This window comes from Phytohabitans flavus (assembly GCF_011764545.1).
GTDB lineage: Bacteria > Actinomycetota > Actinomycetes > Mycobacteriales > Micromonosporaceae > Phytohabitans > Phytohabitans flavus.
The window spans coordinates 2383107-2402964 of sequence record NZ_AP022870.1 but is presented as its reverse complement, the minus strand read 5'-3'; the positions used below and the strand labels follow the sequence as shown (position 1 = coordinate 2402964).

Sequence of the window (19858 nt, the reverse complement as noted above, 5' to 3'; positions counted from 1 at the left end):
TCCCGCGCATGAGTGAGATCTCCACGGACCCTGTCGCCCACAACCGCCGCGCGTGGGATCGCGAGGTGGAAAAGGGCAACGAGTGGTCGCGGCCGGTAACGCCCGAGGTGATCGCGAAGGCACGGGCCGGCGAGTGGTCGATCGTCCTCATTGGATACCAGCCGGTCGACCCGACTTGGTTCCCCTCGGACCTCGCCGGCCGCGACGTGCTCTGCCTCGCCTCGGGCGGCGGGCAGCAGGGCCCGGTGCTGGCCGCGGCCGGCGCGCGCGTGACAGTGTTCGACAACTCGCCCGGCCAGCTCGCGCAGGACGAGATGGTCGCCGCGCGGGACGGGCTCGACCTCCGCACCGTGCTCGGCGACGCCCGCGACCTCAGCGCCTTCGCGGACGCCTCGTTCGACCTGGTCGTCCACCCGGTCTCCAACCTCTTCATCCCCGAGCTGGCGCCGGTCTGGCGGGAGAGCCACCGCGTGCTGCGGACGGGCGGCACGCTGCTGTCCGGCTTCGTCAACCCGGACATCTACCTCTTCGACGCGCACGTACTGGACACCCGCGGCGAGCTTGTGGTGCGGCACCGCCTCCCGTACAGCGACCTCACCCACCTCGAGCCCGGCGAGCGCGAGCGCAACTGGGGCGCCGAGGCGCCGATCGAGTACAGCCACACCCTGACCGACCAGATCGGCGGCCAGACCGCGGCCGGCTTCGCCATCACCGCCTTCGCCGAGTCCCCCCACCACTCGGACGCGACCGCGGGGTGGCTGTCCGGCTACTTCGCCACAAAGGCCATAAAGGTCGACGCGATCTAGCGATCGTCCGAAGTCGGAGTCACTGGGTCCGTCCACAATGCTCGGTGAAGATTCATTGCCCAAATAAAGATGTGAGCTACCGCGACGTCCGCGGTGGTCCGGACCGCTGCTCCCGCGGCCTCACCCTCCGCGATTCACAACCGAACCCCTGCCAGCGCGGCCGGCGGTGCGCCCACGAAGGCTGGCGATCGCGAACCCCGTCCCTTGACCTGGCGCCGCGACCGGACGCTATCCGGCAGATTATGGTACGTACCGGCCCCTCTAAGGGCAGTTGCGTACCACGATCACTACGCGCTCCGATCCCATCGCGCGATCAAGGCGATGGTGGTGGATGGCCGGCACTGTCGAAGGGGTGTGGCCTTGATCGGTGGGAGCTCTCTGGCTCGGTCGGGTCGGCGGTGATCTCCCCCGTGATCGTTCGCCCGATATCCGCACGACACGCCGACAACGCCGCGGATTCCGGGCGAACGATCGTCAGACCCTCGCCGCCGGCGGAGCCGGGCGGGCTGTTTGGTTGTGAAGCGCGGAGGGTGAGGCCGCGGGAGCAGCGGTCCGGACCACGACGGACGTCGCGGTAGCTCAAATCTTCACCAGGCACTGAGTCCGCGGCCACCATTGTGGACGGACCCAGTGACTCCGACTCCAGCGGTGTCTAGGTGGCCAAAGGGCCGCCGGCTAGGGCGACCACGACGCCCACGGCCGCGGCGGCGAGCAGGGTGGTTACCACGCCGCGGCGGGCGGCCAGTAGCAGGAGGGCGGCGCCGGCGGTTACCGCGTACTGCCACCACTCGGTGAGCGCGGCGGCGAGCGGGATGACCGAGCCGAGGATGGAGCCGATCGCGGCCGGGCCGGCGCCGTCCAGGAAGGCGCGGACCGTGGGGTTGCCGCGTAGCCGGTCGAAGCGGTGGGCGCCGAGCAGGATGAACGCGAACGACGGGCTGAACGCGACCGCCGCGGCCAGCAGTCCGCCACCCACACCTGCCGCCGCGAAGCCGACCGCGGCGACGGTGTGCACCACCGGGCCGGGCGTGATCTGCCCGAGCGCGACCGCGTTGAGGAACTGGGCGTCGGTCATCCACCCGTACCTGTCCACCGCGTCCGCCTGCATCAGCGGGATGATGACGAAGCCGCCGCCGTACGAGAGGGCGCCGACCTTGAGCGCCACCCACGCCAGCGGCAGCAGCACGCCACCGCCGATCGCCGCGGCCGCGAGCACCGGGGTCAGATGGACCGAGGCGGTGTTGCCGGTGCGCTGGCGGACCCGCTGCGCGGCCACCTCGACGACGCCGCAGGCGAGCAGGAGCAGGACCAGCCACGGGCCGACCAGCGCCGCGCCGGCCACGCCCACGGCCGCGTAGATCAGCCAGCGCACGCGGCGGGCGCGCTGGGTTGTGCGCCGCCAGCTCGGTGCGATGAGGCCGATTCCGGCGTGTAGGGCCACCGCCGCGACCGCCGCGCCCGCGCCGGCTCCCGCGCCCTCCACCCACAGCGGTGGCGCACCGGCCAGAAACAGCGCGGAGAGCGCCAGGATCGCCACCAGACCCGGTGCTATGAACGCGATACCGCCCACCACCGCGCCCAGCCGCCCCCGCACGTGCCACGCGCAGAAGATGGCGAGCTGGGTGGAGGCCGGGCCGGGCAGCAGGTTGCAGGCGGCCACCGCGTCCTCGAAGGCCTTGTCGTCCAACCACTTGCGCCGCCCCACGCACAGCTCGCGCAGCAGCGCGATGTGGGTCGGCGGCCCGCCGAACCCGATGCAGCCGATCCGCCCCCACTCCTTCAGGACCGTGCCCAGCCCGGCGACGTGCGGCCGCGCCTCGCGCACCGCGCCTTCGGCGTCGCTCACCTGCTCGCTCATGCCGGCTGGAAGAGCTCGACCGGGTTGCCGGACGGGTCGTCCAGCACGATCTGCTGCCCGCCCGGCCCGCTGACGATGTCGCTGCGGAAGGTCAGGCCGGCCGCGCGGAGCCGGGCCACCTCGGCGGCGATGTCGGCCACGCGCAGGTGGATGCGGTTCCACCCGCCGGGCTCCGGGCGGCGGCCGTCCGGCAGCGTACGCCCCGCCGAGCTGTCCGGCCCGGACAGCAGCAGCCGCAGGCGGCCGCGCGCCACATCGGCGAACGGCGGGAAGCTGGCCCGCACCGCGAAGCCCAGGTGCGTCGTGTAGAAGTCGATCGCGGCGGGCACGTCGTCGACCAGATACCGGACGTAGACGTCGTCGTCGGCGGGAGCGGACATCTAATCCTCCACTGTGGATGTCGGCATGATGCGGTGCAGCAGGTAGTGGATGCGGGTGCTCAGCTCGTCGGCGGTACGGACGAACGCGGCCAGCCCGTCACCCGCCCGGGCCGGATCCGGGATGCTCCAATGGACCCGCTCCGGCTCGCCGGGGAAGTCGGGCGCGACAAGGCGTACCCGGTCGCAAAGCGTCACCACATGCCCGAACCGGTCTCCGGTGAACTCCCCCAGGTGCTTGCTCCGCCGCTCCGACATGTCGATCCCCCGTTCGGCCATCACGCGTACCGCGTCGGGGTGCAACGGCTTGGGGTGGCTGCCGGCGCTGGCCACGGTCAGCTCGGGCCGGGCCCGCTGGAGCAGCACCTCGGCCATCTGCGAGCGGGCGCTGTTACCGGTACACAGGAACAGAACCGCGCCCGGCGGCGCGAAACCGGCCAGCGGCGGCGGCACCAGCGCGAGCGCCGGATGCAACGCGGCGCCCGCCGCGGCGAGCAGGTCGCCGCAGCGGGCGAGGTCGAGCGCGTAGAACCCCACCCGGCCGTCGGCCGCGCTGCGCCGCACGAAGACGAGGCCCGCCGCGCGCAGCCGCCCCAGGTGGTACGAGACGAGGTTTTGCGGCTCGCCCACCAGCGCGGTCAGCTCGTGCACCTGGCGGTCGCTACGGGCCAGCGCGGTCAGCAACCGCCACCGCACCGGATGCCCCGCGAGGCCCAGGAAGGCCGGCGGGGCAGCGTCAAGCTCGCCCATGACCCCGGACGATACATCAAGCCGGTTTGATAGATCTACCGGGTGGCGCACGACCCGGACGCATCGTGCCAGCGTGTGTTGGTCTGGCGCAGAGTGCGCGTACTCAGGCCGGGAACGTGATCCGGATGCCCACCGAGCCGTCCCGGCCGCGGCGGACGCGGCTACCGAACATGGTGATCCGGCCGAGGATGCCGTACTTGCGGGCCATGAGCCGCCGGATCCGGTCGTTGAACTCGGCCGCGCCCGTCAGCGTGGCATGCCCGGCCACCGCCTCGCCGCGCGGATTGCCGCGGATGTCGCAGGCGGCGACGGTGACCTCGCCACTGCGCCGGATGCGCTTGACCTTGCCCGCGTCGGCGACGCTCCAGACCGCCAGCGCGTCCCCGTCGCGCACGGCCCAGACCGGCGTGGCCACCGCCCGCCCGTCCTTGCGGAACGTCGTCAGCAACACATAGGTCTCGTCCGCGAGACGATCGAGCGCGCTCATCGCCCGCCAGGCTACCGGCGCGGAATATCCGGCGGAAGGCAGAGCGTTACCCCACCTCGTGAGCATGCTCGAGCAGTACCGGCAGGCCCTCCTCTTCATGGAGATGGGCCACCCGGGCGACGCCGCGCGCCTCCTGGCGCCCATCGTGACCGCCGAGCCAGGCAACGCCGAGGCCCGCCTGCGGCTGGCGCTGGCCTACTACGCGTCGGCCCAGCTCAACCGCGCCCAGGCGGAACTCCGCGTGCTCGTCGAGCGCGACCCCACCGACCACTACAGCCACCACCTGCTCGGCCGCACCCTGGAGCGCCTCAACCGACCCACCGAGGCCCTACCCCACCTGCGGCTGGCCGCCGCGATGGCGCAGGTCCCCGACTACAGCTCCGCCGTCGACCGCGTCGCCGCCACCCTCAGCCGCGGCCGCGGCCGCCGCTAGATCTCTTCCTGGAGCCAACCCAAGATAAAGATCCGGGCTACCGCGACGTCCGCGGTGGTCCGGACCGCTGCCATTCAGCGTAGTTTGATCAAGGCGATGACTTGGGCGTTCTGCGGGCTGCGCGGAGCACCGGATTGGGTCGGGTCCTTGAGGACCAGTCGGGTTTGGGGAAATCTGTTGCTGCCGTAGCGGCTATAGCTTTCCCCGGAATGGTTCCGGCGCCGAGCCTGCGCACTCCCGACGGAAACTCTGGATCTAGTCGACTTTCTGCCGTCAGGACGACAGGAAGTCGACTAGATCTCGCAGGCTTGGCCACAGCGACACCGTCGGGTTGGGCGCTTTAGCTGGTTTGTCCGCATGCCAGTCGGAGCACGCCAGCGATCGTGGTATTTAGCTGTCGCTATAACCACAGCTAAATACCACGATCCGCCGGACAGCGTCCGGGTGCGGCGCCGGTCGAGCGTTCACGATTCGACCAGCTCTGATCGGCGCGCGCATGGGCGGGGCACGCTCCACGACCCAAACCCCGGCGTGCGGCGGATCCATCGCTGGCGCAGGTAGGCCCGGTTGGCCTGGCGCCCGCACGGCTCACGGCCCTGCTCACATTTCGGTGGTCGGCTTGGCTTCTATCCCTTGGGCAGCAACAGCTCCCAGCATCGTCACCACCCGTCGCCAGATCGCACCGCCCCGCCGCCGCCAGAGTAGCCACGCGGTCTCCGGTATCAGGTTTTCCTAATCGATTCTTATTCCTCGCAAGATTGCAATTCGAATATCCCTAGATCGACGAATATAACTGGTGGTCTTGGAGCTGATGCGAGACAATTAGCGAGTGTCCAGCGATGCGTTAGACCAGCTACGCGAGGTAGTCGGTAAATGTGCTACCGCGTCGGTCTGGACGTTGAGCGATGACGAGCTTGTCGATTCCCTGGACACCATCCACCAAGCGTTGCAAACACTGACCGCAGCACAGCTGCATCTGATCCGGGAAATCGACGGGCGCGGCCTACCGATCGCGCAGCACGCGTCCAGCACGGCGGTGTGGTTGCGGGAGCGTCACCGGATCAGCATCCACGCCGCGAAACGGCTGGCCGACCTCGCGAGAGCGGTTGACGAGCGGGCCGCCCTCGACACCGCCCTGATCGCGGGTGCGGTCAACGCGGAGCAGGCCACGGTCATCGCCACTACGGTCCGGGACCTTCCCGCCGACCTCGGCGCCGATCTGGTTGATGAGGCGGAGGCGGTGCTGATCGGTCAGGCCGAGCAGTTCGAGCCCACCATCCTGCGCAAAGCTGGCCAGCGGATCCTCGCCCACGTGGCACCGGAGATCGCGGACGCCCGTGATGCTGCTGCGTTGCAGTGGCAGGAAGCCCGGGCGTGGCAGACCCGCGCGTTCCAGCTCACCCGTCTCGGCGACGGCCGCGTCCGGGTCACCGGCTGGCTGGATGAGGTTGGTGCCGCCACCGTCAACGCGGCATTGGATCCGTTGTGTGCGCCCCGCCATGACGACGACGAGCCGCGCACCCCGGGCCAGCGGCGGGCGGACGCGTTGGTCGAGGTGTGCGACCTGGCCACCCGCACCGAGCAGTTACCGGACAACGGCGGGCAGCGGCCACACGTGACGGTCACCGTGCCATTCGAACTGCTCGAGCAGCAGTTCGGCATCGGCGTGCTGGACACCGGTGGGCGGCTCAGCCCCACCCAAGTCCGCCAGCTGGCCTGCGACGCACAGATCATCCCGGCGGTGCTCGACGGCGACGGGCAGGTCCTGGACCTAGGCCGCACTAGGCGGCTGATCACCGGGTCGTTGCGGCGAGCGCTGGAGCTACGCGACCGAGGATGCGCCTTCCCAGGCTGTGACCGACCACCGCGCTGGTGCGACGGCCACCACATCCAATCATGGGCCGACGGCGGACCCACCAGCTTGCACAACAGCGTGCTGCTGTGCCGCTACCACCACCGCATCATCCACCGAGGACAGTGGACCGTCCGGCTTTGTGTCGAGGACGGCAGGCCGGAGTTCATCCCACCCGCCTACGTTGATCCGCGGCAGCGACCCCGTCGAAACCCTTACCACCACCGGACGTGACCGGTCGCTACTCGCCTAGAAATCTCTTGATATCAGGGTGGTGGTCGCTCTGTGCGACTCGTGGTTGCGGTTGCCTCCCTTGACGACGCGCCGACGGCGCCGCGGATTCTGGGCGAACGATTGTGTGGCGCGGAGGGTGAGGCTGCGGGAGCGGCGGTCTGGACCACCGCGGACGTCGCGGTAGCTCAATGTCTGTTGTGGATGCGACTGCGCCCTTGCCTTTGCCTTTGCGCCCGGTGGGGGTGACCGGCGGGTCAGCGCAGGCTTACCGGAAGGGTTGTCAGCGCGTTGAGGACCATCGACGGGGTGCGTGTGAGGGTGTGTGCGGGCACGTTCAGGCGGATGCGTGGAAAGCGGTCCAGCAGCGCCTCGAACGCGATGCGGCCCTGCACGCGGGCCAGCGGCGCGCCGAGGCAGTGATGGACGCCGTGGCCGAAGGCTAGGTGGGTGGCGCGCTCCCGTTCGATGTCGAATGTGTCCGGGGCGGCGAAGACGGCCGGATCGCGGTTGGCGGCTTGCGCGGCGAACATCACCAGCTCGTCGGCCGGGATGGTTACGCCGGCGACCTCGACCGGCTCGGTGGTCAGGTACGGCAGCGTGCCCTGTACCGGCGGGTCGAAGCGCAGGAACTCCTCGACCGCGCGGTCGATCAGCTCGGGGTGTGCGCGCAGCTTGGCGAGCTGGTCCGGGTGCGTGAGGAGCGCGAGGACGCCGTTGCCGATGAGGTTCACGGTCGTCTCGTGCCCGGCGAACACGATCAGGTACACCGACGAGGTCAGCTCGTCCTCGGTGAGCCGTTCCCCGTCCTCGCGGGCCGCGATCAGGTCGGACAGCAGGTCGTCCCGCGGCGCCGCGCGCTTGGTCGCCACCAGGTCGAGCGTGTACCGGTGCAGCGCCGTGGCCGCGGCCTCGATCCGCTCGCGGGGCAGGATTCCCGGCGACATGAGCGGTGTCGCCCAGCCGCGGAAGTCCGCCCGCGCCTCCGGCGGTACCCCGACCAGCTCTGTGATCACCGCGATCGGGAGCGGCGCGGCGTATGTCGCCATGAGGTCGGTGGTCTCCTCGTCGCGCAAAGCGTCGAGCAGCTCGCCGGCCAGCTTGGCGATCGTCGGCTGAAGCAGGTCGATCCGGCGCCGCGTGAACGCCTTCCCCACCAGCTTGCGCAAGCGGCCGTGGTCCGGCGGGTCCTGGGTCAGCATGTGCGTGTACAGGCCGCGCGACAGCGCTTCGGGAAGCCCTTGACCCGGCGGCGTCCAGCGGGTCCGGCCGTCCCAGCCGCCCTTGACCACCCGCGGGTCGGTCAGCAGGGACCGCGCCTGCTCGTAGCCGGTGACGAGCCAGATCGGTACGCCGGTGGGCAGGCTGATCCGGTGCACAGGACCTCGGCGGGCCAGCTCGGCGTAGGCCGCGTGGCGCTCACCCTCGGCCGTTGCCGCGAATGGGGCAGACATCGACTCTCCCTGCTGTGTGGTGACGCGGGGAGAAAAGCTATCGGCGCCCGTTCGACAACGGATACACAGCTGATAGACGCGCGGACCGCGGCCACATGGGTGCCTCCGGGATGAGCTGGAACGACCGGGCGGTGGAGCGCAGCGCGCCGACTTCCGCGTCGACGTAGGTCACCGCGTTGCGCACGCTGTCGCGGTAGTTGGAGTCGGTGGGCGCCCGGTCGATCATGTCCTGGGCGAGCGCGACCTGCGCGGCGTCCTGCTGGGCCTGCGTCAGCGCGGCGAGGTTCACCCGCCCGGTGCCGTAAACCGTCTGGAACGCGGCGAGCGCGTCGTTGACCGCGCCGTTGCTGTCGAGCACCCGGCCGGGGCGGTTGACGTGCCAGCGCAGCAGCGCCGTGACGGCACGCTCGCTGGTGAACACCTCGCCGAATGTGGCGACCCGTTGCCCGCCGGCGCCGTCCGGCACCACCGGCCCCGGACCCGCCGCCGGTCCACTGTGGAACGGTCGGGCGAGCAGCGCCCGCAGCCGGAAGAGCGTGAACGTCCACATGAGACGCCACATCGATTCGTTTGTCCGCAGCCCCATCGCGAGGCGGTGCAGGGCGTGCCAGCCGCGCAGGTAGTCGATGAGGTAGGCGTCGGCGATGTCCTCCACCTTTTTCGCGCCGAGCGGCAGCGGCTCGGCCGGGTGCAGCCGCCCGGTGCCGTCCCGCAGGCCGTAGAAGGCGAGCCGGCCGGCGTACTTTGCCTGCGCGCCGGCACCGTCCGCGGTCCAGGTGGCCGGGTCCCACGGCTTCTCCGGCAGGATCCCGTACCGGCCGAAGTCGCGCTGGTACGCCTCCGGGTCGATGTGCGCGTAGTAGGCCAGCAGGGCGGCGTACTCGCCGATGCCGGTCGTCATCAGAGCCCAGTGGCACACTCCGATGGATACGCGCCCGCGGTCGTACGCGTTGATGATGTCGAAGTTGCCCTGGCACTCGACGTGCGCGATGGCCCGCACCACGCGGTAGGTCGAGCCGATCGGGAGCCCGGCCGGGTCCGCCGGGGGTGCGGGGAGCAGGCCGGCCGGTACGAGCGTGCGCGTGGTGATCGCCGCCTCCGGCCAGGAGTGCACCTTGCCGAGGTTGGGCCCGGTCGTCTCGGCCTCGCTGAACGCGCCCACCACCGCGACAGTCGGGTCGCCGTCGACGATCCGCTGCCGTGGGATCGGGTACCGGGCCAGCCCGTCGGCGGCGTAGAACCGCACGTTCGTCTCCTTGACCTGGTCCCAGCGCCAGACGTCGGTGTGTACGACCGCGCCCGGTACGCCGTCGTTCACCCGCCGGGTGTAGACCCGCACCGGGCAGAGGTTGCGCAGGCCGCCGGCGGGTCTGCGCCACTCGGCGATGGTGGCGGCGGTCTCCGGGTCGAGGCAGCCGTTGACGTAGCCACGGAAGCGGCGGGCCGCCGTCTCCACCGCCATGCCGGGGACGGGCGCCCCCTTCTCCTGCCAGACCCGCGACTGCTGCGCTTCGATCTGAAGCTCCCGCAGCGCCATCGCGGTGCTCGCGCCGAACTGCCCGTCCGGGGTGACACCGCTGGTGAAGCCGAGCTCTTCCAGGTGCTCCTGAAGGGTGCGGACGTACTGCATCACGGCGGGAACCGCGCCGTTCTTCCCGCCGTACCGCCGGGCCGCGTCGCTGTCGCCGTACTGGAGCAGGAAACCGCCGTACGGCTCGAGGGGTGAAGCGTCCTGTGGCCACGCGCCGACGTCCCAGCCCTCGCCGGCGAGTCCATTGAGGAGGAAGTCGGTAAACCGCGCGGCCACCTCATCCAGCATCGCGGCGCCCCACGGACCGTCCACGTCCTCGCGTACGGACGCCTCGACCCGCAGGCCGCGAAGCACGTTGCCGGTCTGGTCGAGGAGGCCGATGATGCCACGCTCGCGACCCGCGATCCGCAGCCGGGTGATCCGCAGAATCGCCATCGCCACGTCGCGGATGTGCCCGCGGATCACCGGTAGCGCCTCGGCCCGATCGACGGTGACCACACCGGTCTCCTCGTCGACGGTGTGCGGGATCGCCGGCTGGGCGTGCCGCACGAAGAGGTGGAACCGGTTGTCGGCGTGCAGCAGCGCGCGCCCGACCTGCACCGGGCTCGGTCCATAGTAGACACGAAGCAGGTCGGTGACGGGAGTCGCGCCCTGGCCCGGCTCGGCGAGCGCGCCCATCAACGCGATCGCGTCCATGTCGCCGAACAGGTCGTCGACACCGCACCGCCAGGTGGTCGACCGGTGCAGCCACTGGAGCGGGGTGGCGAGCGCGGCCGGGTCGGTCGGCTCCTGCCACTCCTGTCCCGCCTCGACGGCCGCCGCGCGCGCCGTGAGCCGCTGGTCGTTGTAGGAGCTCCACCAGGAGGCGAGGTCGCCGGTCCAGCTCAGCGCCCCGACCGGGTCGGCGGTGGCGGCCAGCGCGTACCCGCCCGCGCCAAGGCCATTGCGGACATAGTCGGCGAGTACCCACAGGTGCGAGATGTCCACCGGCGGCCGCCACGTACCGGCCGAATCGGTGACGAACGTGGTGAGCTTGCCGGTGCCGATCAGCCCGTCGAGGGTGGCCTGGCCGGCGTGCGCGAGGGTCATCGGCGCACCCATGCGGTTCAGCTTCGAGTCGAGCACAATGTCAAATAGGACGTTCCCGGCCGCACGTCCGTAGTGGAGCAAACGGAGCCGTTGCACCAGCTCATCGGTGTCGGCTATACGACGCTCCACCTCCTCCACCCACCGGCTGTACGTGGGCAGGTCAGGCCGGTACGCCTTGTACTCGCGGGCGAGGCAGATCGGCCCTTCTGGCCAGCGCCGCGCCGCCTCTGGCAGGGTCTTCACCGCCGCTGCCAGCACATCCTCGATCCGCGGCCCCGCCTCCGCATCGACCATCACCATCTCCGGTCCCCCTTTCCGGCGCCACCGCACCAGATACGCCCTCGGGTTCTTGTAAGGGATCTTGCGGCGCTTGGCAATACACCGAAATGCCGGTGCCGCGGACGGGGTGCCGCTGCCCAGAATTTGCTCCCGGCGCATCCCCGGCGGCGGAAACCCACCAGCCACCGGCCCTCCCCCAGGGTGCGCCGGACAGCCACGCGTGTACGAACTGGAGGGTGGGGTGCAGACACAGCCGATCGAGGCGATGCTCGCCGAGCACGCGATGAGCCTCCTGCGCCCACTCACCGAGGCGGCGACGAGCGCGCCGGCGCGGCAGCGGCTGTGGTCGGGCATCGGCTGGACGCCGGCGGCGCTCGCCGGCGCGGACCCGGAGGAGCTCGTCGAGGCGTTCCAGGTCTGCCGGACCACGGTGGCGGAGCTGGCCGAACGGCTCGCGGAGGGTATCGACACCCTCGGCGACGCGGTCGCCTGCCTCGACAAGGTCCGGGCCGCGGTGACGGCGGTGTCCGGCGTGGTGGACGGCTGGCGACCGCCCAGCACCGACCCCGCGCCGTACCGGCTGCTGCTCGCCGACCTCTTCGCCCACCTGCTCGACGCCCATCTGGCCATCCGCGCTCCCAGGCTGCTGGTGTTCTGCGACGTCGTCGGGGTACGCCGGCTGGTCACCAGCGCGCCGCTGGAGGTCGGCGGCGTGCTCGCCCGCGACGGGCGGGCCCGGCCGGTGTACGACCTGGCCCCGCTCGCGGCGCTGCTGCGCGACCCGGTGGGCGCGGTACGCGAGCGGGTCTTCGGCCAGGCGGTGCCCCCGGCGCTGCCAGACGCGTTGGCCGACGCGCTCGGCCCCCTGCTCGCCGGCTGGCTGAGCGACATCGGGGTGCTCGCCGCGTACGGGACGCCCGGGGCGGACTCCCCGGAGTCCGGGCTCACCGAGGCCGAACGCGCCGCCGCGGCCCACCTGCTGCACGTGGCCTGGAGCGGCGACTACGGCGCTGTGGACGCCGGGTTCCGGCTCGCCGCCGGGCTGATCCGCGACGTTTCCCCGGGCGGTACGGACGGTCCCCTCGCCGCTGTGCTGGCTCCCCGAGGCGAGCTGCACGCCGCGCTGGACGACGGCGTGTGGCGGGTGGACGCGACCCTGGCCGGCAGCACCCGCCCGGTCATCGTCAGCCGGAACGGCGCCCGGTTCGAGCCACCGGACCAGGCCGGTAGCCTGCGCGGCGAGGTGGTGCTGCGCTACGGCGACGCCGAGGCCGGCGTACCGATCCTGCGGTTCGGCAGCGCGGACGCGATCCGGCTGGAGATCGCCGAGATCCGGCTCAGCGGGACCGCCCTCGTCGACGCGGACGGCCCCACCGGTGGGCTGGCGGCCCAGCTTGTCGGCGCGCGGCTGGTGCTGGAGCCCGGTGCCGACGGCTTCCTCGCCGCGGTCCTGCCCAAGCAGCCGGTCGTGGTCGACCTCGACCTCGGGCTGGCCTGGTCACCGTCGACCGGCCTCACGCTCGCTGGCGCGGCCCGCCTGGACCAGACCTTCCCGGTGGGACGCACCCTCGGCCCGCTCACCGTGCAGCAGGTGCGGGTCGTGCTCGGCAGCACCGCCGACGGGGCGGTACAGCTGCTGCTCACCGCGGACGTGACGGTACGGCTGGGGCCGGTCACCGCGTCGGTCGCCGACCTCGGCCTGCGCGCGGCGCTCCGGCCGGCGGCGGAGCCGGGCGCGTTCGGCCCATTCGACTTCGCGCTCGAACCCGTCACACCCAAGGGCGTGGGGATCGCGGTGAACGCCTCGGTCGTCACCGGCGGCGGCTACCTGTTCGCCGACCCGGACACCGGCGACTACGGCGGCGCGATCGAGCTGAAGTTCGCCTCGCTCCAGCTTTCCGCGATCGGCCTGCTGTCCACCCGGATGCCGGACGGCTCACCCGGCTTCTCGCTGCTGGTGCTGATCTCGGCGCGGTTCCCCCGGTACAGCTCGGCTTCGGCTTCTCGCTCACCGGCGTCGGCGGCCTGATCGGCATCCACCGCTCCGTGCAGCTCGAGGCCGTACGCGGCGGCCTGGAGTCGGGTGCGCTGGACCGGATCCTGTTCCCCAGCGACGTGGTCGGCAACGCCCAGCGCATCGTGCGCGACCTGGCCCGCTACTTCCCCACCACGGTGGGGCAGTTCGTGGTCGGCCCCACGGTGGAGCTGAGCTGGGGCGCGCAGAACATCCTCACGGCCCGGCTGGGCCTGTTCATCGAGTTCCCCACACCTACCCGGGTGGTGCTCGCCGGCCAGCTGCGCCTGGCCCTGCCGCCGGGTACGGCCAAGCCGGTCGTGCTCATCCAGGTGGACGTGCTCGGCGCGCTCGACTTCGACCGCAAGACGCTCGCCATCGACGGTGTCATCCGCGACTCCCGGATCGCCAACATGACGCTCTCCGGCGGCCTCGCCGTGCGGGCCGGTTGGGGGACGACCCGTCGTTCCTCGTCTCGCTCGGCGGTTTCAACCCGCGGTTCAAGCCACCGGAGCACTTCCCGGTGCCACGCCGGCTCACCCTCTCCCTGGGCGAGAGCGACAACCCGCGGCTGCGGCTCTCCGCGTACCTGGCGCTCACGTCGAACACCGTCCAGTTCGGAGCCCGGCTCGACCTCTACGCCTCGGTCTCGGTGCCGGTCGTCGGTACCTTCTCGATCTCGGCGCTGCTCGGCTTCGACGCGCTGATCACGCTCGACCCGCTCGGCCTTGTCGTGGACATCTACGCCGGCGTCTCGCTGATGTGGGACGGCGACCCGGTGCTCGCGGTGTACCTGGAGTTCACGCTCACCGGCCCCACCCCGTGGCACGCGGTCGGCACGGCGACGTTCAAGTTCCTCGGTACGCACAGCATCCACTTCGACGTCACGGTGGGCCGGCGCGCGGTCGAGCCACCGCCGGTACTCGTCGACCTCGGCGGCCGGCTGCGGACGGCGCTGGAGGACGTCGACAGCTGGTCCGCGGCGCTGCCGGACGCCACGGGCGCGGCCGTGACGCTCGCCGAGCACGCCGCCGTACCGGACGTCGTCACCGTGCACCCGCTCGGCTCGCTGACCGTGACCCAGCAGGTGGCGCCGCTGAACCTGCGCATCGACAGGTACGGCAGCGCCCGCCTCACCGGTGACGCCGCGCCGCCGTTCACGCTCGGTATCACCCTCGACGGCCGGTCCGCCGAGGCGGAGCCGGTGCGGGAGGACTTCGCCCAGGGCGAGTACCTGGATCTCACCGAGGCGGAGCGGCTGTCCTGGCCGTCGTTCGCGTCCTGGGAAGCGGGCGCGCGGGTGGACGACAGTGCGCTGCTCGTACCGCCCTCGGCGGCGCGGACCGTGTCGGCGCGGTACGAGCAGTGGGAGCTGGGGCCGGACGGCGTGGTCACCCCGCTCGGCGCCGCCGACCTGCCCGACGACCGGATGCGGCTACAGGTCGCGGGCGGCGCGGCGGCGGTCAACGGCGCCTGGGCGCGGGGCGAGCGGGCCTTCGCCGGGCCGGACATCGGCGTGGCGGTCGCCAAACCGACGTTCGCGGTGGTGCGGGTGGCGCCGCCGGCGAGCGGCGTCATCGCGACCCTGCAACCGGAACAGATCATGGTGGACAGTTACGCCGCCGCGCGGGAGGCGCTCCGGGCGGCCGCCGAGGCCGGCGTGCGGCGGCTGCGGCTGGTCGACAACGACGAGGTGCCTGCGGGATGACAAGCTCGACGTACCACTTCCTGCCCTGGCTGCGCGAGGGCCTGGCGAGCCGGCTGCGCCAGCCGGCACCGAACGAGGACCCGCGTCGCGGCCATCTCGCGGTGGGCGGGACCCTCAACGGGCAGCCGCTGACCGTACCGCCGGTCCAGGTCCTCGGCCCCGGCGACGTGATAGGGCTGGACCGGGCCCAGGTCATCCGGACCGACCCCGTCCCCGGCGCCACCGGCTTCGACACCGGCCAGTACGCCACCGTCGACTTCGACTCGCCCACGCTGCCGTGGCTGTTCACGCCGCGACCGCCGGACGGCGACCGGCTGGCGCCGTGGCTGTGCCTGATCGTGGTACCCCAGCAGCGCGGCGTCAGCCTGAGCGTCAACGCCCGCCTGGGCATCGCCGAGCTGACCATCAGCGGGCCCACCGACGCGGCCGCGGTGCTGCCCGACCTCGCGAACGCCTGGGCCTGGGCACACGTGCAGTACGCCGGCGATCTCGATCCCGGCCAGACCCTGGGCCAGGCGATCGCCAAGTACCCGGAGCGGTCGGTGTCACGGCTCGTCTGCCCGACGCGGCTCGACGCGGACGTCCGGTACCACGCCTGTGTCGTACCCACCTTCGCGATCGGCCGGGACGCCGGGCTCGGCCGCCCGCTCGGCTCCACATTGGCCCCTGCCTGGACGGCGGCCGACCACCAGGTGACGCTGCCCGTGTACCACCACTGGGAGTTCACCACCGGCGCCGGAGCCCGGTTCGTCGACCTGGTCCGGGCGCTGCGGTTCCGTACGCCCCCGGCCGGCATCGGCGAGCGCCCGTTCGACGTGTCCCAGAGCGGCCTGACCACGCCGGCCGGCGCCACGATGCCACCGCTGGTCGGGGCGCTGTGCGGGTTCGGCACCGAGGTCGACCCGGCGCCGCAGTGGGCGCGCCAGGCGCTCGCCCCGATGGTGGGTGCCGCCACGGGCCTGCCGCTGTACGGCGGCGAGCAGGCCGGCGCCACCGCCGTGCCCGCGAACGACCCGGGCTGGCTGGGCGAACTCAACCTCGATCCGCGGCACCGGGCGGTCGCCGCCCTGGGCGCGGCGGTGGTCCGGGACCGCCAGGAGGACCTCGCCGCCGCCGCGTGGGAGCAGGCCGGCGAGGTCAGCGCGGCCAACGAGCTGGTCGGCAGCGCCCGCTTCGGCGCGCGGATGGCGACATCGCGGCTGGACCGCCACATCACCGGACTGGCGACCTCGACGCTGGCCCAGTTCGTCACGCCGCTCCAGCGCGCCGCCGCGGCCGACCCCGAGTCGTCCAACGCGTACCGCCGCATCACCCGGCCGCGCGGCCCGTTCGCCGCCAAGGTCCAGCCCACGACACTCTCCACATCGGACGGTGTGCGGGCGGCGGCGGCCGCGACCGGCGGCGAGCGCGACGCGCTGCTCGCCCTGCTCTCGCCGCAGACCGCCGTCCACGACCGGTTGCGGCGCCGGCTCGGGGCCATCGTCCCGGAGACCCGCGCCGCCCGCGCCGCCGCGGCCGCGACGGATGGCGAACCGGTACGGCCGGTCCTCGTCGCGCCCACGATCCCGACCGCGATGGCACCGGAGCTGGCCCGCGTGGCGCCCCAGTTCCTGCTGCCCGGCGCGGACGACATCGAAGCCGACTCGGTGCTGGCGCTCCAGACCAACCCGCACTTCGTCGCGGCCTTCCTCGCCGGCGTGAACGCGGAGCTCGCCAGCGAGCTGCGCTGGCGGCAGTACCCGCTGGACGGCACCGCCACCCCGATCCAGCAGTTCTGGGACCGGCGCGGCCAGGGCGGTGGCGCGGCCGCCTCGCCGGACATCGAGGGGATGGCCAGCTGGGACCGCGCGGACGGGCTGGCCGGCGCGTTCCGGGGCGCCAGCGCCACGGCCCAGGTGGTGCTGCTGATCCGCGGCGGGCTGCTGCGGCACTTCCCGCGTACCGCCGTCTACATGATCCGGGCCGCCGACCCGGACCACCTGGCCGACGAGCGGAATGCGGCCAACGTCGCGTACCCCATCTTCAGCGGCGCGCTGGAGCCGGACATCCGGTTCTTCGGCTTCCCGATCTCCACCACGGACGCCGCCGGCGGCGCGACCGGACCGGGCTGGTTCTTCGCCCTCTCGGAGCAGCCGACCGAGACCCGGTTCGGGCCGCCGCCCAGCGACCCGCGACCGCCCACCCAGGGCGCGGCCAGCGCGGCGGAGGTCGCCGAACGCACCCTGCGCCCGCCGGTCCGGGTGATCGTCCACGCATCGACGCTGCTCGCCACGGAGCCCGTGGCCAACGGAGAGAACTCATGACCGAGCTGACCGGCGTCTCCGCCGCGCTGCCCCTGGCGCTGCTGCCGGTGCGGCTGGAGACCCGCTACGTCACCACCGGCAGCGGCGGCACCGAGCTGCTGGTCCGGATCTTCCCGGACACCATCCACCAGGACGCCCACGACCCCCGCCTCGCGCCGGTCGAGGTCCAGGCCCGGGAGCGGTACGCCGCCGAGGGCGGGTACGGCCCGGACGGCGAGGCGGCCGCGGCGGCCTGGCGGCGGCTCGCCGACCAGTTCGGCGCGGCCCGCGCGGCCTGGATCGCCCGCACCGGCGACCCGGGGGTACCCAACCCGGGCGAACGCCCAGCGATGTGGGACCGGGCCACCGTGGCCCGTTGCCTGCCCGACCGGTGGATCCTGTACGCCTTTCGCGGCGACAGCGACCCGGTAGTCCACATTGGACGTGACATCCCGCGCGACCTGCCGATCGCGCCGGGCCCGCGCGACCCCGCGCCGAACCTCGCCGACCCGGACCGGCCGGTGTTCCCGCCGAGCATCGCCTGGATGGTCGACTTCGAGGCCGCGGTCCAGGTCGGCATGGCGATGCGCGTCCCGGTCGAGGACGATGACGGCTACGGCCTGCTGATCGTGGTCGGTGCCACCGCCGAGACCGGTGCGCAGGGCGCCGCCCGGCTGGCCACGCTCCTCGAGGCGCACCACTACACCGGCGGCCTGGGCCTGCTGGCGCAGGGTACGCCCACCAACAACACCGACGTGGCCGGCTCCGGGTACTCGTCGGCGGACCGCGACCACGCCGCGAGCCGGGCCCGCGAACGCGGCGGGCTGGCGGCGCCGGCACCCGGCTCGGACGCGGCCCGGCTGGCCGGCGCGCTCGGGATCAACCCCGCCGTGTTCGCCGCCGCCGAGGGCGCGGGGCTGCGCGAGGCACTGGACGCACAGGCGATGAACGCCGCGCTGTGGCCGGCCACCTGGGGCTGGTTCCTGCGCCGGCTCGTGCCGATCGCCAACGACGCGACGCTCGAAGCGGTACGCCGGCACTTCGTCGACTGGGTACGCGCCCGTGGCCCACTGCCCACCCTGCGCGTCGGCACCCAGCCGTACGGTGTCGTGCCCACGGTGGCGATGGCCCAGTTCCAGCCCGACGCCGGGCCGGTCGAGGGCCCGCTCCACAACGTGCTGACCTGGCTGCGCCACGAGTGGATGCGCACGACCGGCCGCGACGACGAGATCCCGGACATCCTGCGCCGCCGCCCGGTCTCGGACGGGTACGCGGTGCGCGCCCAGTTCTCCAGCGAGTGGCTGCCCACGGCCGAGGGCTTCATGGGCCTCACCGACGAGCAGGTCGAGGACAAGGTCACGGCGTACACGGCCGACCTGGCCAACGTGCGCACGCTCGTCGGCCAGATCTGGCGGCCCGAGGTGTTCGCGCCGCTGGCCGGCGTGTTCCAGCTGCCCGACGCCTGGCCGGGCGTGCCGCCGACGGTCGGCACCGACCTGGACCCGGCCGCGCCGGCCGCCTGGCTCGCCGCCCTGCTGGCCCGGCTGCGCGAGCGGCTCCCCCAGGACCCGGAGCTGGACTGGACCGGCCGTCCCGCCGACTCCCTGCTGTACCTGCTGCTGCGCCACGCCGCCCGGCTTGTCGCGAGCGGCCCGGCGCCGGCACTTGTACCGCTGCCCCGCGCGGCGGCGTCGGCGACCCCGACGGCCCGGCGCTATCGGCGTACCAGGAGTTCATCTCCTCGGTCGACCACCTGGCCGCGCGGCCGAGCGCGGCGGTGGACCGGGCCGCCCGGGAGACGCTCGACCTCGCCTCGCACCGCCTGGACGCCTGGGCGACCTCGATCGCCACCCGCCGGTTGGCCGCCCGGCGCGCCGCCACCGCGGGTGTCGCGGTCGGCGGGTACGGCTTCGTGCAGGGCCTCGAACGCGCCACCGAAACGGTCGTCGACCCCGGCGCCCGGCCGCCGCTGCTTTCGCGGGCGAACAACGCCGGCTACCTGCACGCGCCGAGCGTGCCGCAAGCGGTGACCGCCGCCGTGCTGCGCGCCGGGCACCTGGCCCACGGCGGGGAGACGAGCGATACCGGCACCACACCCTTCGCGCTCGACCTGGCCTCGACCCGGGTACGCCTCGCCGACCAGCTCCTGGAGGGCATGCGCCAGGGCCAGAGCCTGTCCGCCCTGCTGGGCTACAGGTTCGAGCGCGGGCTGGAGGAGTCGGACCTGGCGCGGTACCGGCCCGACTTCCGCCGGCTCGCGCCCAGCGCGGCGGATGGCACCGATCCGACCGGCGAGGTCGTCGACGGGGTGCGCCTGCTGGAGCTGTACCACGCCGGCGCGATCCCCTGGGGCAGCGACGGGCTACCGGCGGCCGGCACAGTGGCTGGACTGCTCGGCCAGGTGACCGAGGCGCTGGACGCGGTCGGCGACGCGGCCGTGGCCGAGGGTGTGCACCACGCGCTCCAGGGCAACCACCACCGGGCCGCCGCCGCGCTCGCGATCGGCACGCTCGACCAGGGGCCCCGCCGGAGCTGGAGTTCGTTCGCACGCCGCGTACCGGCGCCGCGATCACGCACCGGCTGCTGCTGCCGCTCGCCGCGCCGGCGCCCGGCAGCGGATGGGGTTCCGGTCCCCGGGAGCGGGCCGAGCCGGCGCTCGCCGCGTGGCTCGCCGCGCTGCTGCCCGCGCCGGACAAGCTGCGCGCCG

The 19858-nt window shown here is 72.8% G+C and carries 11 protein-coding genes and 1 pseudogene; 6 read left to right on the top strand and 6 right to left on the bottom strand.

What is annotated here, in order from left to right:
• Positions 1 to 8: 8 nt before the first annotated feature.
• Complete coding sequence (locus Pflav_RS10295) at positions 9 to 806, top strand: class I SAM-dependent methyltransferase (protein WP_173035708.1); 798 nt, start codon at positions 9 to 11, stop codon at positions 804 to 806.
• 652 nt (positions 807 to 1458) lie between these two features.
• Here Pflav_RS10295 and chrA read toward each other — a convergent pair.
• From chrA to Pflav_RS10275, 4 genes are all read right to left on the bottom strand, one after another.
• Positions 1459 to 2664: a chromate efflux transporter gene (chrA, locus tag Pflav_RS10290; protein WP_173035706.1), complete on the bottom strand. Its 1206-nt coding sequence runs from the start codon at positions 2662 to 2664 to the stop codon at positions 1459 to 1461.
• On the bottom strand, positions 2661 to 3044 hold the full coding sequence (locus tag Pflav_RS10285; protein WP_173035704.1) for a VOC family protein: 384 nt from the start codon (positions 3042 to 3044) through the stop codon (positions 2661 to 2663). Before Pflav_RS10285 ends, chrA begins: the two co-directional genes overlap by 4 nt.
• Positions 3045 to 3791 (bottom strand): arsenate reductase/protein-tyrosine-phosphatase family protein, encoded by a 747-nt coding sequence (locus Pflav_RS10280; protein ID WP_173035702.1) that lies wholly within the window; start codon positions 3789 to 3791, stop codon positions 3045 to 3047.
• A gap of 103 nt (positions 3792 to 3894) precedes the next feature.
• On the bottom strand, positions 3895 to 4278 hold the full coding sequence (locus tag Pflav_RS10275; RefSeq protein WP_173035700.1) for a PPOX class F420-dependent oxidoreductase: 384 nt from the start codon (positions 4276 to 4278) through the stop codon (positions 3895 to 3897).
• A gap of 58 nt (positions 4279 to 4336) precedes the next feature.
• On the opposite strand from Pflav_RS10275, the gene Pflav_RS10270 reads away from it, so the two are divergent.
• The gene (locus Pflav_RS10270; protein WP_173035698.1) at positions 4337 to 4711 is read left to right on the top strand and encodes a tetratricopeptide repeat protein; all 375 of its coding nucleotides are present in this window, start codon (positions 4337 to 4339) and stop codon (positions 4709 to 4711) included.
• Positions 4712 to 5609: 898 nt separating this feature from the next.
• Positions 5610 to 6797, top strand: coding sequence for an HNH endonuclease signature motif containing protein (locus Pflav_RS10265; RefSeq protein WP_232071217.1), 1188 nt, complete (start codon positions 5610 to 5612; stop codon positions 6795 to 6797).
• 254 nt (positions 6798 to 7051) lie between these two features.
• Here Pflav_RS10265 and Pflav_RS10260 read toward each other — a convergent pair whose 3' ends face one another.
• Together Pflav_RS10260 and Pflav_RS10255 are read right to left on the bottom strand one after the other, a co-directional pair.
• A complete protein-coding gene (locus Pflav_RS10260) occupies positions 7052 to 8248 on the bottom strand; it encodes a cytochrome P450 family protein (RefSeq protein WP_173035693.1) in 1197 nt (398 codons plus the stop codon).
• Between the two features lie 37 nt (positions 8249 to 8285).
• Positions 8286 to 11168, bottom strand: a complete 2883-nt coding sequence (locus Pflav_RS10255; RefSeq protein ID WP_173035691.1) for a peptidoglycan-binding protein — start codon at positions 11166 to 11168, stop codon at positions 8286 to 8288.
• A gap of 244 nt (positions 11169 to 11412) precedes the next feature.
• Here Pflav_RS10255 and Pflav_RS48615 point away from each other — a divergent pair.
• From Pflav_RS48615 to Pflav_RS47295, 3 genes and pseudogenes are all read left to right on the top strand, one after another.
• Positions 11413 to 14869, top strand: a pseudogene (locus tag Pflav_RS48615) (DUF6603 domain-containing protein).
• Positions 14866 to 17172, top strand: a complete 2307-nt coding sequence (locus Pflav_RS10240) for a hypothetical protein (protein WP_173035685.1) — start codon at positions 14866 to 14868, stop codon at positions 17170 to 17172. The pseudogene Pflav_RS48615 and the gene Pflav_RS10240 overlap by 4 nt, the downstream one beginning before the upstream one ends.
• Positions 17169 to 19181: a hypothetical protein gene (locus tag Pflav_RS47295; RefSeq protein ID WP_173035683.1), complete on the top strand. Its 2013-nt coding sequence runs from the start codon at positions 17169 to 17171 to the stop codon at positions 19179 to 19181. The genes Pflav_RS10240 and Pflav_RS47295 overlap by 4 nt, the downstream gene beginning before the upstream one ends.
• The last annotated feature ends 677 nt before the right edge of the window (positions 19182 to 19858 follow it).